Source organism: Streptomyces deserti (assembly GCF_054782695.1).
This window is the reverse complement of record NZ_BAAGRZ010000004.1, coordinates 158,838-174,649: the sequence shown is the minus strand read 5'-3', so window position 1 is coordinate 174,649 and position 15,812 is coordinate 158,838. Positions and strand designations below refer to the sequence as shown.

General features: G+C 69.5%; 15 protein-coding genes and 2 tRNA genes. 14 read left to right on the top strand and 3 right to left on the bottom strand.

Features of this window, described 5'->3' with window-relative positions; genetic code table 11:
- Window positions 1-20: 20 nt before the first annotated feature.
- A complete protein-coding gene (locus ACYVMZ_RS10985; RefSeq protein WP_461078146.1) occupies window positions 21-173 on the top strand; it encodes a hypothetical protein in 153 nt (50 codons plus the stop codon).
- Window positions 174-262: 89 nt separating this feature from the next.
- On the opposite strand, the gene ACYVMZ_RS10980 is transcribed toward ACYVMZ_RS10985, so the two are convergent.
- Together ACYVMZ_RS10980 and ACYVMZ_RS10975 are read right to left on the bottom strand one after the other, a co-directional pair.
- Window positions 263-823 (bottom strand): CGNR zinc finger domain-containing protein, encoded by a 561-nt coding sequence (locus ACYVMZ_RS10980; RefSeq protein WP_461078144.1) that lies wholly within the window; start codon window positions 821-823, stop codon window positions 263-265.
- Window positions 824-1,180: 357 nt separating this feature from the next.
- Window positions 1,181-1,594: an SsgA family sporulation/cell division regulator gene (locus ACYVMZ_RS10975; RefSeq protein ID WP_055594618.1), complete on the bottom strand. Its 414-nt coding sequence runs from the start codon at window positions 1,592-1,594 to the stop codon at window positions 1,181-1,183.
- 191 nt (window positions 1,595-1,785) lie between these two features.
- On the opposite strand from ACYVMZ_RS10975, the gene ACYVMZ_RS10970 reads away from it, so the two are divergent.
- From ACYVMZ_RS10970 to ACYVMZ_RS10930, 9 genes are all read left to right on the top strand, one after another.
- Window positions 1,786-2,238: a TIGR02611 family protein gene (locus ACYVMZ_RS10970; protein ID WP_461078142.1), complete on the top strand. Its 453-nt coding sequence runs from the start codon at window positions 1,786-1,788 to the stop codon at window positions 2,236-2,238.
- A gap of 87 nt (window positions 2,239-2,325) precedes the next feature.
- Window positions 2,326-2,397, top strand: a tRNA-Val gene (locus ACYVMZ_RS10965).
- Window positions 2,398-2,977: 580 nt separating this feature from the next.
- Window positions 2,978-4,264: an ABC transporter substrate-binding protein gene (locus ACYVMZ_RS10960; RefSeq protein ID WP_461078140.1), complete on the top strand. Its 1,287-nt coding sequence runs from the start codon at window positions 2,978-2,980 to the stop codon at window positions 4,262-4,264.
- Window positions 4,264-5,232 carry a carbohydrate ABC transporter permease gene (locus tag ACYVMZ_RS10955; protein WP_461078138.1) on the top strand — a complete coding sequence of 323 codons (969 nt, stop codon included), beginning with the start codon at window positions 4,264-4,266 and terminating at the stop codon, window positions 5,230-5,232. Before ACYVMZ_RS10960 ends, ACYVMZ_RS10955 begins: the two co-directional genes overlap by 1 nt.
- Entirely contained in the window at window positions 5,229-6,149 is a 921-nt protein-coding gene (locus ACYVMZ_RS10950) for a carbohydrate ABC transporter permease (RefSeq protein WP_461078136.1), read from the top strand. Before ACYVMZ_RS10955 ends, ACYVMZ_RS10950 begins: the two co-directional genes overlap by 4 nt.
- A gap of 6 nt (window positions 6,150-6,155) precedes the next feature.
- Window positions 6,156-6,755, top strand: a complete 600-nt coding sequence (locus ACYVMZ_RS10945; protein WP_461078134.1) for a hypothetical protein — start codon at window positions 6,156-6,158, stop codon at window positions 6,753-6,755.
- Between the two features lie 106 nt (window positions 6,756-6,861).
- A complete protein-coding gene (locus ACYVMZ_RS10940; RefSeq protein WP_461078132.1) occupies window positions 6,862-9,597 on the top strand; it encodes an exo-rhamnogalacturonan lyase family protein in 2,736 nt (911 codons plus the stop codon).
- A 40-nt stretch (window positions 9,598-9,637) separates the two neighbouring features.
- Window positions 9,638-10,084, top strand: a complete 447-nt coding sequence (locus tag ACYVMZ_RS10935) for an SRPBCC family protein (protein ID WP_461078130.1) — start codon at window positions 9,638-9,640, stop codon at window positions 10,082-10,084.
- 39 nt (window positions 10,085-10,123) lie between these two features.
- Window positions 10,124-10,195 (top strand) — tRNA-Val (locus ACYVMZ_RS10930).
- A gap of 63 nt (window positions 10,196-10,258) precedes the next feature.
- On the opposite strand, the gene ACYVMZ_RS10925 is transcribed toward ACYVMZ_RS10930, so the two are convergent.
- Window positions 10,259-10,987 (bottom strand): exonuclease domain-containing protein, encoded by a 729-nt coding sequence (locus tag ACYVMZ_RS10925; protein WP_461078128.1) that lies wholly within the window; start codon window positions 10,985-10,987, stop codon window positions 10,259-10,261.
- Window positions 10,988-11,155: 168 nt separating this feature from the next.
- Here ACYVMZ_RS10925 and ACYVMZ_RS10920 point away from each other — a divergent pair, with 168 nt between their 5' ends.
- The 4 genes from ACYVMZ_RS10920 (at window position 11,156) to ACYVMZ_RS10905 (ending at window position 15,681) form a co-directional block, all read left to right on the top strand.
- A complete protein-coding gene (locus ACYVMZ_RS10920; protein ID WP_461078126.1) occupies window positions 11,156-11,722 on the top strand; it encodes a DUF4365 domain-containing protein in 567 nt (188 codons plus the stop codon).
- Window positions 11,719-12,963, top strand: coding sequence for a hypothetical protein (locus ACYVMZ_RS10915; protein ID WP_461078124.1), 1,245 nt, complete (start codon window positions 11,719-11,721; stop codon window positions 12,961-12,963). Before ACYVMZ_RS10920 ends, ACYVMZ_RS10915 begins: the two co-directional genes overlap by 4 nt.
- Before the next feature lie 93 nt (window positions 12,964-13,056).
- Window positions 13,057-15,033, top strand: a complete 1,977-nt coding sequence (thrS, locus tag ACYVMZ_RS10910) for a threonine--tRNA ligase (protein ID WP_461078122.1) — start codon at window positions 13,057-13,059, stop codon at window positions 15,031-15,033.
- 87 nt (window positions 15,034-15,120) lie between these two features.
- Window positions 15,121-15,681 carry an HIT family protein gene (locus ACYVMZ_RS10905; RefSeq protein ID WP_461078120.1) on the top strand — a complete coding sequence of 187 codons (561 nt, stop codon included), beginning with the start codon at window positions 15,121-15,123 and terminating at the stop codon, window positions 15,679-15,681.
- Window positions 15,682-15,812: the final 131 nt, after the last annotated feature.

Sequence of the window (15,812 nt, the reverse complement as noted above, 5' to 3'; positions counted from 1 at the left end):
GGGCCATCATCGCCCGCGAGATGCTGGACACGAGACAGAGCGACGCCGCGCCGCCGCAGGACGAGCCGCGCGGCTGCCTCTTCGCCCTTTCCCAGCCACCGCTGATGATCTTCCTTGCGGTGATCGGGTGTCTGCTGCTCATGGCTGCGTTGCACGATCTGCTGTTGCTGTGAGCCGTACCCGCGGTCCCCGGCGTCACCCGCCGGGGCCGCGTCGGCATCGGTGTCCCGCCCGGCCGGTCAGCTCCCGCGGAGGAGGGAGGTCAGCCCGCCGCCTCCTTGCGGCGCGCCCGGTAAGCGGCGACGTGCAGGCGGTTTCCGCAGGTGCGGCTGTCGCAGTAGCGCCGCGAGCGGTTGCGGGAGAGATCGACGAAGGCGTGCCGGCAGTCGGGGGCCTCACAGCGCCGCAGCCGCTCCTGCTCTCCGGCGACCACGAAGAAGGCCAGCGCCATCCCGCAGTCGGCGGCCAGGTGATCGGCGACGGAGGCGCCGGGGGCGAAGTAGTGCACGTGCCAGTCGTAGCCGTCGTGGTCCGTGAGCCGGGGAGTCGTGCCCGCGGCGGCGACCAGCTCGTTGATCAGTGCGGCGGCGGTCCGGGCGTCCGGGGCCGCGAAGACCGCGGCGAACCGGCCGCGGACCTTGCGCACCGCCGAGAGGTCGAACTCGGAGAGCACCCCGACATCGCTGATCTCGTGCTTTCGTACGAAATCCTCGAGAGCCGCGACGTCCGGCAGTCCGTCCGGTGTCGTGTCGTCCTCCGGTGCGGTGTTCACCAGATCCACCACGGTGTCGAGGGCGCACCGGGTGTCGTGGGTGATCAGCACGTTTCGCTCCCTGGCCTGGGGGTCGGGCGGACGCCCGCCGATGCTGGCCGATGGTAATGGCTCCGACAAGCATCCCACCGCCTTCGCCCGCACACGGCTTCGAATTCAACGCGTCGGGGCATGCCTGGGTTCCCGGCGTGGCCGGGGCGGTGGCCGTGGTCCAGGTAGGTCGTAGCCCTTGTGCGATGAGGGTCCCCCTGCTCGAGCGAAGCCGAGGGCTTGGGGGAGGCCCCCCGCAGCGAACCGGCGCCACCCCGCGGAGCGGGACAGCGCCGGTTCGTACCGTATGCGGTTGTACTGGGCCCGAGCCGTCACCCCGAGTCGACGGCGCCGGGCGGCTTCGTGAGGAGCTGCGACCTAGCTTTCCGCCAGGATGTGCGAGAGCTCCTGATCGAGATCGAAATGCCGGTGTTCCGTGCCGGGCGGCACGGCGACGTCGGTCCGCTTCAGGAAGGACTCCAGGGCCCGCGCGGGGGCCTCGAGCAAGGCCTCGCCCTCCGGGGAGCTCAGGGCGATGCAGACGACGCCCTGACCATGGCTGCGCGACGGCCAGACGCGGACGTCGCCGGTGCCCGTGGGGCGGTGAAGTCCCTCGGCGAGGAGGTCGCGGGCGAACACCCACTCGACGGTCTCCTCGGCTCCGGTGTGGAAGGTGGCGTGCACGGCGTAGGGGTCGGCCGTGTCGTACCGCAGGCCTGCGGGAACAGGCAGGGAGGACTCGCTCGACACAACGAGGCGCAGGTGCAGCTCGCAGCTGACCGTGGTGTTCATAAGCGCCAGGGCCTTTCGCTCAGTGTGCGCTCGGGGATTCGCACGTCGGCGAAATCGACATGCCACCTACGGTGCCGTTGTAAACCCCTCTGAGTGTTTTGCGTGCCTTTACGTAACTCTTCCGGCCGAGAGATCGTTCGCGGCGTGCCGCCATTCCGGTGACAGGTTTCGCTCCGGTAGTGTTTGGCCGTATGAATACGGGGAGTAACAGGCCGGGCGAGGTGGTCGTGGCGGCGGATGAGACGGAGACTGACGGGGTGCACAGCGAGCGAGGGCTCGGCTCGCGGGCGCCGGAATTCGTCAAGGCGCGCCGGGTGCTGCATCTGAGCTGGCAGGTCGGCATCTTCGTCATCGGCCTCGCGGTCGTGGTGATCGGCGTCATCATGCTGCCGCTGCCCGGACCGGGCTGGGTCGTGATCTTCGGTGGCATGGCCATCTGGGCGACCGAGTTCGTCTGGGCGCAGCTGGTACTGCGCTGGACCAAGCGCAAGGTCACCGAGGCGGCGCAACGCGCCCTCGACCCGAAGGTGCGGCGCCGCAACATCATCCTGACGTCGGTCGGCCTGGTGATCGTGGGTGTTCTCGTCGGGATCTACCTGTGGAAGTTCGGCATCGTCATGCCTTGGAAGATCGAGGACCAGTGATCATCACGGGGGTGCGGGTGTCCGGGCGGTGCTGCCGGTCTCGGTCACAGGCACCCCCTGACATGGGGTAATGTTCTTCCTGCGTCCGGGCGATTAGCTCAGTGGGAGAGCGCTTCGTTCACACCGAAGAGGTCACTGGTTCGAACCCAGTATCGCCCACCCGGATCCGGCGGCCCACCTGCGAGAGAGCAGGTGGGCCGCCGTCATGTGTGCCCCATGTCGCCTGACCGTATCCCCGCATGGCGGCCTCGCCGTCCCCGGTCGGGGCAGGTGCGACTCCACCTCGACCGGCCGCGGGCGGAACGCCGTACCGTGCGCACCTGCGGACGTGCTGTTCCCGCCTACGGCGTGCGCCGTACCGTTCCCGCCTCGTCGTGCGCCGTACGTGATACGAGGCCCCCGCCAGCCGCCAGCCGCCAGCCGCCAGCCGCCAGCCGCCAGCCGCCAGCCGCCAGCCGCCTGTCCGTCGGCCCGCCCTCGACGACTTTCGGCCGGCCGACAACCGCACCCAGTAGGCCATCCTCCGTTCGACCAGCCGAGCACAGCCCCCTCACCTGCGACATCGCCCCACCCGCCCGACCGCACCGCTCGCTCCGGTCGATCACCACCCCGGGACCTCCCGCAAGAAATTCCTGTCCGAATCATTGACGCACTCTCAGGCCCTCCGTAACTTGTGCCAGCAAGCGCTTACTTGAAACGATTCATGAGCGGCGACGATGCTGCGGGGAGGGGCCCGACTGTGGGAACCGGCAATGTGGAGAGGCGCACGATCCTGAAGGTGGCGGGGGCCTCGGCGGCCACGCTCGGGCTCGCCGCGACGACCGGCTGTGGGGGCGACGGAGGCACCTCCGCCGACGGGACGGTGACGATCCGTTACTCGTGGTGGGGTGCCGACGAGCGGGCGAAGAGGATCAACGAATCCATCAAGCTCTTCGAGAAGAAGTTCCCGAAGATCAAGGTGAAGACGGACTTCCAGGACTACGTCGCATTCTGGGAGAAGTTCCAGACGCAGGCCGCGGGCGGGAATCCGCCGGACGTTTTCCAGAACGCCGTCGGATTTCTTCGGAAGTACGACAAGAGAGGCATCCTTCTCGACCTCAAGTCGCAGATAGACGCGGGGAATCTGAGCCTGGACAACTTCCGGGAGGGTGTCACCTCGGTCGGTGAGGTCGACGGCAAGCAGCTCGGCATTCCCGTGGGTTCCAACACCATGGCGCTGGTCATCGACAAGAAGGTCTTCGAGCAGGCGGGTATCCAGCCGCAGGCGGGCTGGACCTGGGACGACTACTTCAAGGCCCTGAAGACCATCTACGACAAGACCAAGATCCCCGGTGACACGGGCTACTTCAGCATCATGTACCTGTACGACCTGTACCTCCGTCAGAACGGCAAGGCGTTCTTCACCGAGGACGGACTCGGCTTCGACAAGGCCGACCTGACGGAGTGGTGGCAGGACGGCTACAACCGCGTCAAGGCCGGCATCGTCACCGATCCGAAGGTCGTCGCGCAGGACCGGCCCAAGTCCTCGGTCACGGCGAAGCACGGCGCGTCGGAATTCACCTGGGACAACTTCACCGTCCGCTACACGGCGGAGGGCGACAGCGAGTACGGCCTCGCGCCGATCCCCACCACGGACGGCAAGAACACCGGCCAGTACCTCGCCTCCCTGATGCTGAGCGCCTCCGCGCGCACCCAGCACCCCAAGGAGGTCGCCCAGTTCATCAACTTCATGGTCCACGACCCCGAGGTCGGCAAGATCATGGGCTACGACCGCGGCATCCTCGCCAGCACCGAGCAGTACGAGGCCTTCAAGCCGACCAGCGAGGTCGAGAAGGAGATCGCCAAGTACGAAGAGGACACCGCCAAGGCGGGCGTGCTCGGCACGATCACTCCGCACCCGTCCGGCGCCGACACCGTCGAGGCCGCCTTCCTGCGCATCGCCGGTGACATGAGCCTGGGCAAGATGAAGGTCGCCGACGCGGTGAAGCAGTTCTTCGACGAGTCCGAGGCCGCTTTCCAAGCCTGATGGGAACCACTGTGACGCTCGTCAAGGAGTCTCCGCTCGACACCCGCAAGGCAGGCTCGCCCGCCCCCGCCGCCGTCAAGCGGCGGGGGCGCCGGGAGAACCTGATCGGCTACCTCTTCATGTCCCCGTGGATCGCGGGCTTCCTGCTCCTGACCGCGGGCCCGATGGCGGCCTCCCTGTACTTCGCCTTCACCGACTACAACCTCTTCAGCACACCGAACTGGATCGGCTTCGACAACTTCACCAGGATGTTCGACGATCCGCGGTGGCAGAAGTCGGTGGAGGTGACGGCGAAGTACGTCGTCATCGGCACCCCGCTGAAGCTGCTGCTCGCCCTCGGGGTCGCCCTGCTGCTCGCGCAGAGCCGGCGCGGACAGGCTTTCTACCGGGCCGCGTTCTACGCCCCCTCGCTCATCGGCGCGAGCGTCTCCGTCGCCTTCGTCTGGCGCTCGATCTTCTCCGACAACGCCATCGTGGACCGCACGATGTCGCTCTTCGGTGTCCACACCGGCGGCTGGGTCGGCGACCCCGACTGGATCCTGTACTGCCTGGTCGCGCTGACCGTCTGGCAGTTCGGCGCGCCCATGGTCATCTTCCTGGCCGGCCTGAAGCAGGTGCCGAGGGAGCTGTACGAGGCGGCCGAGATGGACGGCGCCGGCCCCTTCCGCAGGTTCTGGAGCATCACGCTCCCGATGATCTCCCCGGTGCTGTTCTTCAACGTCCTGCTGGAGACCATCCACTCGTTCCAGATCTTCGGCTCGGCGTACGTCGTCTCCAACACGTACTGCGGCCCGGCCGACGCCACGCTCGTCTACACCTGCTACCTGTACCAGCAGGGCTTCAAGAACGCGCAGATGGGCTTCGCCTCCGCGATGGCCTGGATGCTGCTGCTCGCCGTCGCCCTGGTCACGGCCGTCCTCTTCTGGTCGCAGAAGAAGTGGGTGCACTACGAGGAGGACGCCCGATGAGTTCCACCAATCTCTCGGCTTCGCTCGATCGGGGGGTGCCTCCGTCCACCCCCACCGCCAACAAGCCGCACGGCATGGGCCGCAAGCGCACCGGCTCGCTCGTCTGGCACCTCGGGGCCCTGCTGATCCTGGCGGTCATCCTCTATCCCGTCATCTGGGTCATCGGCGCCTCGTTCAAGCCGAGCAAGGACATCATCAACAGCCTCCAGCTGTTCCCGGCGGACCCCATCCTCGACAACTTCAAGGGGCTCGCCGACGGCATCGCCGACATCTCGATCTGGACGTTCTTCCAGAACTCCCTGATCTACTCGCTCGGTTCGGTCGCCGGCATCCTGATCTCCTGCTCGCTGACGGCGTACGCCTTCGCGAAGGTGAAGTTCGCCGGTCGGAACCTGATGTTCTCCCTGATGATCGGCACCCTGCTGCTGCCGTACCACGTGCTGCTCATCCCGCAGTACGTGATGTTCCAGAAGATGGAGCTCATCAACACCTACGTTCCGCTGCTGCTCGGCAAATATCTGGCCACGGAGGCGTTCTTCGTCTTCCTCATGGTGCAGTTCATGCGGAACCTGCCGAAGGAGCTGGACGAGGCCGCGCGGATCGACGGCTGCGGGCACTTCAGGATCTACTGGTCGATCGTGCTGCCGCTGTGCCGGCCCGCGCTGATCACCAGCGCGATCTTCACCTTCATCAACGCCTGGAACGACTTCATGGGCCCGCTGATCTACCTCAACGAGCCCGGCAAGTACACCGTCTCCCTCGGCATGATGATGTTCCGCGACTCCGACGGCGTCGCCGCCAACTACGGCGGGCTGATCGCCATGTCGCTGATCGCGTTGCTGCCGGTGCTGCTGTTCTTCCTCGCCTTCCAGCGGTACCTGATCGACGGCATGGCGACGTCCGGTCTGAAGGGCTGACACGAGATGGCCGAAGCACGCGTCAAGGCCCGCGCCCCGCGCCGGGAGTCCGTCCTCGGCGAGAGGTTCGGCCTCTTCGCCGAGTGCCTGCTCACCGGTGTGTGGATCGCGGTGGCCTCACTGGGCGTGGTCACCTACCCGGCCGCCTTCGCCGCCGGAGCCCGGCACCTGCGCCGCCGCATCGGCCACGAGGGCGGCGGCTGGCGGGAGTTCGTCGCGGACTTCCGTACGGCCGTGCGGGGCGGGTGGGTCGCCGGCCTCGCCGGGTGGGCCGCGCTGGCCGCGATCTGGGTGGACGTCCAGGCCGCGCGGGCCGGGATCCCCGGCGGGCCGCTCGTCGGGGCCGTCGGCCTGTTCGCGCTGATCGGCCTCGCCGTGGCCGGGCTGCGCGCGGCGGCGGCCTGGACGCCGGACGCCCGCTGGCGCGTGCTGCTCGCCGAGGCCGCTCGCCGTACGGTCCTCGACCCGGCCGGGTCCTTCCTGCTCGTCGCCGGACTGGCCGTCGTGGCCCTGTCCGGCTGGTTCATCGCGCCGCTCGCGGTCCCCGTCCTCGGGGCGGTAGTGGCGGCGGCCGTCGCCGTGGAGGAGCGGTACCGGCACCGCTGACGGACGGCGCCCTGCGTAACAAGGTCGGCGCCCTCGGCGCCGCACTCTCTGTCATGCCCTTGACCACCCCCTTGCACCCCGCACGGAAAGGAAAGGTGGATCTCTCATGTCTCCCATCCCCCGCAGGTCCCTCCTCAAGGCGGCCGCCGTCGCCGGAGCCGCCGCCCAGTTCAGCTGGGCGCTAGGGGCGCAGGACGCCGAGGCGGCGCCCAGAGCCGAGCCCGCCGACGCCGATCCGGTGACCCTCGACTGGCTGGAGGACGGCGGCCTCGGCGCCGCGCCCGGCTCCACCGTCGGCGTCCCCTGGCCGAGGGGCGTCCACCAAGAGGGCCAGACGTTCGCGCTGACGGACGCGGACGGCAAGGCCGTACCGGTGCAGTCGTGGCCGCTCGCCTACTGGCCGGACGGCTCCCTCAAGTGGACCGCGCACGCGGTCAGTTCGGGTAACGGCAAGCTGACCCTGACCACCGGGACCCCCGCCGCGCCCGAGAAGAAGGTCACCGTCGACTCCAGCGGCGGCACCATCGACGTCTCGACCGGTGTCATCACCGCGAAGATAGGCAAGTCCGGCGCCACGATCATCAAGTCGGTCACCCGGGGCTCGACGGAGATCGCCAAGAACGGCCGGCTCGTGCTGCTGCGCCAGCCGGAGTTCGAGGACGGTGATCAGACCACGGTGAAGACCGAGCGCTTCGACGGCGCCATCTCCAAGGTCGAGGTCGAGCAGGAGGGCCCGGTCCGGGCGGTCGTCCGCATCGACGGCAAGCACCGCAAGGGGAATCGGAGCTGGCTGCCGTTCTCCATCCGCCTGTACTTCTTCGCGGGCGCCGACTCCTTCCGCATGGTGCACACCATCACCTATGACGGCACCCAGGAGCCGGGCAAGGCCAGCGGCGACTTCATCCGCGGCATCGGCGTCCGCTTCACCGTGCCGATGCGGGACGAGTCGTACGACCGCCACATCCGCATCGGCGGCGAGGGCACCGGACTGCTGCGCGAGGCCGTCAAGGGCATCACCGGGCTGCGCCGCGACCCGGGCGCGGCCGTGCAGGCGGCGCAGTACGAGGGCAAGAAGCTGCCCGACCCGGCCACCTGGGACCAGCGGGTCACCACCCGGCTCCAGTACATCCCCGAGTGGGGCGACTACACCCTCTCCCAGCTGTCCGCCGACGGCTTCACGCTGCGCAAGCGCACCAAGAAGGGGTACGGCTGGATCACCGCGGGCGGCGGCCGGCGCGCCTCCGGCTTCGGCTACGTCGGTGGCGTCAGCGGCGGGTTCTCCTTCGGGCTGCGGGACTTCTGGGAGAAGTTCCCGGCCCAGCTCGACATCCGCAACGCCCACACCGCCGAGGCCGAGGTCACCCTCTGGCTCTGGTCTCCCGAGGCACAGCCCATGGACCTGCGCTTCTACCACGACGGCATGGGCCAGGACACCTTCCCCGAGCAGCTCGAGGGCCTCAACATCACCTACGAGGACTACGAGCCCAAGTTCGGCACCCCGTACGGCATCGCCCGCACGTCGGAGCTGATGTTCTGGGCCAACGAGTCGACCCCGAGCGCCGACAGGCTCGCCGAACAGGTCGAGGCCGTCCGCGTACTGCCGCAGCTCGCCACCCCGCCCAAGCAGCTCATCAAGGCCAAGGTGTTCGGCCCGGGCCTCTTCTCCGAGCCCGACCGCTCCACCCCGGCCAAGGCCAGGATCGAGGACCACCTCGACTTCCTCTTCACCTACTACAAGGACCAGGTGGAGATGCGCCGGTGGTACGGCTTCTGGGACTACGGCGACATCATGCACACGTACGACACGGTCCGGCACCAGTGGCGCTACGACGTCGGCGGCTACGCCTGGGACAACTCCGAACTCTCGCCGGACCTGTGGCTCTGGTACGCGTATCTGCGCTCCGGCCGCGCCGACATCTTCCGCTTCGCCGAGGCGATGACCCGGCACACCGGCGAGGTCGACGTCTACCACCTCGGCGAGTGGGCGGGCCTCGGCACCCGGCACGGTGTGCAGCACTGGGCCGACAGCGCCAAGCAGCAGCGCATCGCCAACACCACGTACCGGCGGTACTACTACTTCCTCACCGCCGACGAACGCGTCGGCGACCTCATGCACGCCAACGTCGACTCCGACGAGACGTTCCTCGTCCTCGACCCGATCCGCAAGATCCGCACCGAGCCCTACACACCCGACCGGCACGCCCTGTCGATCGGCTTCGGCACGGACTGGAGCGGCCTGGTGTCGGCGTGGCTGACGGAGTGGGAGCGCAAGGGACCCAAGTGGGAGAAGGCACGCGCGCGCGTGCTGTCCACGATGGAGACCATCGCCGCCCAGCCCAACGGCTTCGTGCAGGGGAACGGGTTGTACGACCTCGACACCGGCCGGTTCGCCATCGCCGACAAGCCCGCGGTCAACGTCTCGCACCTGTCGGCCGTCTTCGGTCTCAACGAGCTGTGCGCCGAGCTCATCGACCTCGTCGACATGCCGAAGTTCAAGGAGGCGTACCTCGACTACTGCCGCTACTTCAACGCCACCAAGGCCGAACAGGCGGCCCGCTACGGCAGCAACTTCGGCTCCCTGATCCTCTTCCAGGGCCACTCGCGCCTGGACGCGTACGCCGCCGTCCAGACCGGCGACGAGAAGCTCGCCAAGCGGGCGTGGGACAAGTTCTACAACTCCGACGGCTACAAGGAGTCGGCTCCCTGGAAGACCGAGAAACTGAGCGGCCCGCTCACGCTGGTGCCGGGCAGCGAAGCGCCCTGGGTGTCCACCAACGACACCTCGCTCTACGGCCTCGCCGCCATCGAGAACCTGGCGCTGCTGGGTGACCGGATGCCGTAGCCGCACGTGACGCGGGCGCGGGGGCGGGCACACTGCGCCCATGGACTGGAACCACTACCGATTCCGCAGTCTGTGGGTGCTGCCCGCCCCTGTCCCGGCCGTGTACGAGGCGCTGGTACGGGCCGAGGACTACCCCCGCTGGTGGCCGCAGGTACGCGAGGTCACCCGGCTCGACGACACCAGCGGGGTCGTCCAGTTCCGGTCCCTCCTCCCGTACGACCTGGTCGCGACCGTGCGAGAGGGACGCCGGGACCCGGCAGCGGGGGTCCTCGAGGTCACGCTGTCCGGGGACCTCGACGGCTGGGCGCGCTGGACGATCAGCGCGCAGGGCTCCGGCACCCTCGCCCGCTACGACCAGGAGGTCGACGTCCGCACACCGCTGCTGCGGCGGCTGGCCGTGCCCGCGCGGCCGCTCCTCCGCCTCAATCACACGCTGATGATGCGGGCGGGGCAGCGCGGCCTGGCCGGCCACCTGCAAGCGGTTTGAAGGAAGCGTGCCGGGACCTGTATTGTTCAGTGCGTTCCCGGGCGATTAGCTCAGCGGGAGAGCGCTTCGTTCACACCGAAGAGGTCACTGGTTCGATCCCAGTATCGCCCACCGGAAATGCCGGTCCGTCCCAGACGGACCGGCTTTTTGCGGTCTCCCTGAGCTCCCGTGTGCTCACGCGGCCGCCGCCGGCAGGCCCGGGCGCAGCGGCCAGGCGGGATCGACCTCCTCCTCCGAGCCGCTGCGGGCGAACCACGCCTGCAGGCCCCGGGCCTGTGCCGCGTGCCACACCGCCTGCAGGGTGTGCAGCTCGCCGGGGGAGAGGCGCTCCAGCCGGGACGCGAACCGGCGGCCCACCGCCCGGGTGACCTCCAGCGCGGCCACGGCGTCGGCGGCCGCGTCGTGCGCGCCCTCCAGGGGGATGCCGTAGTGCGCGCACAGATCGGTGAGCGTGCGGCGCCCCTTGCGGTAGCGGTCCAGGTGCTTGTCCAGGACCCGCGGGTCGAGCACGCACAGCGGTGTCGCCTCGAACCAGCGGCTCAGCGACGAGGCGCGGTGCCGCCGCAACTCCCGGTCCAGCAGCGTGAGATCGAACGGCGCGTTCATCACCACGAGCGGGCGGCCGACGTGGGCCTGCTCGGCCAGCGCCTCCGCTATCTCGTACATCACCGGCGCCGGCCAGCGGCCGTTGCGCTGCAGGTGTTCCTCCGTCAGCCCGTGCACCTCCGTCGCCGCGGCGGGCACCGGTACCCCCGGGTTCACCAGCCAGCGGCTGACCCGCGGCCGGATGCCCGGGGCGTCCTGGACGACGACGGCGGCCGACACGATCCGGTCGGTCTCGACGTCCACGCCCGTGGTCTCCGTGTCGAAAGCGGCCAGCGGCCCCTCATACCAGCACGTCATACCCAACAACCCCTCGTCCACCTTCGGCAGTTGACGCACCGTCCGCTGCCCGATCCGGTGATACCCGGGCTGTTTGCGCCGTACGCCGGAAGGAGACAACAGGAGTACGGGTCCGTGCAGTTCAGCGGCCCACAGCGGGGATTCACTTGTTCTGGAAGGCTGTTCGCCATGGCCATAGCGCAGCCCGAACGGGGCGGGCTGCTGCCCGAGCGCACGGCCCCCACACGCGGCACCCTCGCCACCACCGCCTGCATGGAGACACTTCAGGTGGGCTATCTGCACGCCGTGGCGGCGGCAGCGGGCTGCTCGCTGTCCCAGCCCTTCCCGGACAACGGCATCGACTGGCACGTCAGCCACAGCGCACCCGGGCACACGGTCGACGACGAGGTCACCGTCAAGGTGCAGCTCAAGGCGACCTACCAGGTCCCGCCCGCCCCGCCGGGCCGCAGCTTCTCCTTCACGCTCGACAACGAGCATCTGGCGAAGCTCGCCCGCAGTCCCGTCTCGGTGCACAAGATCCTGGTGGTGATGATCGTCCCGCGGTCACAGGACCAGTGGCTGCGGGCCGGCCACGACCGGCTCGACCTCAGGCACTGTTGCTACTGGACCAACCTCGCCGGACACCCGATCACGGGCCGGCGCCGCACCACCGTGCGGATCCCCACCTCACGCATCTTCGACGACCGGGCGCTGTGCGAGATCATGACGCGGGTCGGGACGGGAGGGAAACCGTGACGCACCGCCCGACCGAAGAGCCCGTGCGGCCCGTACCGCCCGTGCGGCCGCACCCCGTAGACGCCGCCTGGAGCGGCCGGGCGCCCGAGCCCGCCGAGGTCGACCCGGCCGTGCTCAGCGCCCTGCTGCGGCGGCACGGCTGGCAGCGGCGCGGCGGCGCCCCCGGACGCTACGGCCGCTGGACCCCGCCCGGGCCGGGCGGAGGCGGCATGAGCCTGCTGGTGCCCGAGAGCCGGGCCTTCCCCGACAGCGACGACCTGCTCGGCGAGGCCCTGCTCGCGCTGTCCCGCAGCGGCACCCCCTCCGCGCGCGAGGTCCTGGTCTCCCTGGCCGTGCCCAGCGACGAGATCCGCTGGTGGCGGGACGTGCCGACCGGTCCGGGCGGCGCCGCGCCCTGGACCGTGGAGGAACAGCTGCGCACCGCGGCCCGCCGGATGCTGCTCGCCGGCGCGCTCGCCACACGCGCGCGTGCCGGCTGCCACGGAGCCCGGCACCGCCGCGCCGCCGCCGCGGCCCTGGAGAACGTCCTCGTGGGTCCCGCCGAGGACGGTCGCCTCACCGCCTTCGTGCCCGTCGCCAGCGATCGCCCCCTGGCCGTGCGCCTCCACCAGGCCCTGCACGCCGCCCGCGAGGCCATCGACTACCAGCGGGCCACCGGCGGCATGGACGCCTTCGACGGTGCCGTCGAGGCGGGCGTCAGCCACGATCTCACCGAGGCGGTCCTCGCCCTCGTCCGGGGCACCGAGGGCGCCGGGATCGCCGTCGAGTGGGCCCCGGCGGCCGGTGTCCCCGAGGGCTGCGCGGCCTCGGCCGAGCCCGTCGAGTTCTCGCCGGGCGACCTGCCCGTGCTGCGGGAGGCAGGCGCCCGCTACCGGCGCGAGGAGCCCTCCGTACCGGTGCACCTCACCGGCGCGGTCGTACGGATGCGCAGGTCGGGGCCGCGCGGCGACGGCACCGTACGGCTGCGGGTGCTCGCCGGGGCCGACGTGCCGCACGTGAAGATCACGCTGGACGAGGAGGCGTACCGGATCGCCGGGCACGCGCACCTCGTCGGGCTGCCGGTGCGGGTGCACGGGCGTCTGGAGAGCCGGGGCGGCTTCCGGCGGCTGACCGGCGCCCACGGGGTCGTACCCGTGCAGGTCGACGACGCGGAGCGGGACCGGCTGATGAAGTCGCTCCAGGAGAACTCCGAGATGGCGGCCTTCTTCGAGGAGGCCTGCGGGGCGGACTGCGAGGACTGATTTCGCGGTGGGTGGTCCCGGGTCGGTACGATCCATACTCATGCGCGCGCTCCGGTATGGCGCCGCGACCCCACCTTCAGTCAGGAGAGACCGGTGTCAGACGTCCGTGTGATCATCCAACGCGATTCCGAGCGGGAAGAACGCGTGGTGACGACGGGCACTACGGCCGCCGAGCTCTTCGCCGGCGAGCGCTCGATCATCGCCGCGCGCGTGAGCGGCGAGCTCAAGGACCTGTCGTACGAGCTGGCCGACGGGGACGAGGTCGAGGGCGTCGAGATCTCCTCCGAGGACGGCCTGAACATCCTGCGCCACTCCACCGCGCACGTCATGGCGCAGGCCGTGCAGGAGCTCTTCCCCGAGGCCAAGCTGGGCATCGGCCCGCCGGTCAAGGACGGCTTCTACTACGACTTCGACGTCGAGAAGCCGTTCACGCCCGAGGATCTCAAGGCCATCGAGAAGAAGATGCAGGAGATCCAGAAGCGCGGCCAGCGCTTCGCCCGCCGCGTGGTGACCGACGAGGCCGCCCGCGAGGAGCTGAAGGACGAGCCGTACAAGCTGGAGCTGATCGGCCTCAAGGGCTCCGCCTCCAGCGAGGACGGCGCGGACGTCGAGGTCGGCGCCGGCGAGCTGACGATCTACGACAACATCGACGCCAAGACCGGCGAGCTGTGCTGGAAGGACCTCTGCCGCGGTCCCCACCTGCCCTCCACCCGGAACATCCCGGCGTTCAAGCTGATGCGCAACGCGGGCGCCTACTGGCGCGGCAGCGAGAAGAACCCCATGCTGCAGCGCATCTACGGCACCGCCTGGCCGTCCAAGGACGAGCTGAGGCAGTACCTGGACTTCCTCGCCGAGGCCGAGAAGCGCGACCACCGCAAGCTGGGCGCCGAGCTCGACCTGTTCTCCATCCCCGAGCAGATCGGCTCCGGCCTCGCCGTCTTCCACCCCAAGGGCGGCATCATCCGCCGGGTCATGGAGGACTACTCGCGCAAGCGGCACGAGGAGGCGGGCTACGAGTTCGTCTACACCCCGCACGCCACGAAGGGGAAGCTCTTCGAGGTCTCGGGCCACCTGGACTGGTACGCCGACGGCATGTACCCGCCCATGCAGCTCGACGAGGGCGTGGACTACTACCTCAAGCCCATGAACTGCCCGATGCACAACCTGATCTTCGACGCGCGCGGCCGTTCGTACCGCGAACTGCCGCTGCGTCTCTTCGAGTTCGGGACCGTGTACCGGTACGAGAAGTCGGGCGTCGTGCACGGCCTGACCCGGGCCCGCGGCTTCACCCAGGACGACGCGCACATCTACTGCACGCGCGAGCAGATGTCCGAGGAGCTCGACAAGCTGCTCACCTTCGTCCTCGACCTGCTGCGCGACTACGGCCTGACCGACTTCTACCTGGAGCTGTCCACGAAGGACCCGGAGAAGTTCGTCGGCACCGACGAGGCCTGGGAGGAGGCCACCGAGACGCTGCGCCAGGTCGCCGAGAAGCAGGGCCTGCCGCTGGTCCCGGACCCGGGCGGCGCCGCCTTCTACGGCCCGAAGATCTCCGTCCAGACCAAGGACGCCATCGGCCGCACCTGGCAGATGTCGACGATCCAGCTCGACTTCAACCTGCCGGAGCGCTTCGACCTGGAATACACGGCCGCGGACGGCTCCAAGCAGCGCCCGGTCATGATCCACCGCGCGCTGTTCGGTTCCATCGAGCGTTTCTTCGCCGTGCTGCTGGAGCACTACGCGGGTGCCTTCCCGGCATGGCTCGCGCCGGTCCAGGCGATCGGCATCCCGATCGGTGACGCGCACGTCGAGTACCTGGAGAAGTTCGCGGCCGCGGCCAGGAAGAAGGGCCTGCGGGTCGAGGTCGACTCCTCCTCGGACCGCATGCAGAAGAAGATCCGCAACGCCCAGAAGCAGAAGGTGCCCTTCATGGTCATCGCGGGCGACGAGGACATGTCCCACGGGTCGGTGTCCTTCCGCTACCGCGACGGCTCCCAGGAGAACGGCATCCCGTTCGACGAGGCCATCGCGAAGATCATGAAGGTCGTCGAGGAGCGGACGCAGGTCTGATCACGCGGCGGAACCGGACCCGTCCGGACCGCGCACGGGCCCCCGGGAGACCCGGGGGCCTTTGCCGTACCCCCAGCTCGACGCCATATGCTGCACTGCATGACGAGTGAGCCGGAGCAGCAGCTGGGAGTGGGGACGCAGGACGCGTTCCAGCGCCTGTGGACGCCCCACCGGATGGCCTACATCCAGGGCGAGGGCAAGCCGAGCGGCCCCGGAGCCGACGACGGCTGCCCCTTCTGCTCCATCCCGGCCAAGTCCGACGAGGACGGGCTGATCGTCCGGCGCGGCGAGCAGGTGTACGCGGTGCTCAACCTGTACCCGTACAACGGCGGGCACCTGATGACCGTGCCCTACCGCCACGTCGCCGACTACACGGACCTCACGGCGGGGGAGACCGCCGAGTTGGCCGAGCTCACCAAGCAGGCGATGACGGCCCTGCGCACCGCCTCCGGCGCCCACGGCTTCAACATCGGCATGAACCAGGGCTCGGTGGCCGGCGCGGGCATCGCGGCCCACCTCCACCAGCACATCGTGCCCCGCTGGGGCGGCGACACGAACTTCATGCCGGTGGTCGGCCACACGAAGGTGCTGCCGCAGCTGCTGGCCGACACGAGGAAGATGCTGGCGGAGGCCTGGCCGACCGGCTGAGGTCGGCGAGGGCCGGCATCTCTCAGCCCGTCCGGCGTGCGAGGCCGGGGCCGTTCAGACCGATGGAGGTCTGGAGGCGCGGCCCCCAGGGACCGTCGCCCCGACGCACCCGCACACATCCGGTCCGACCG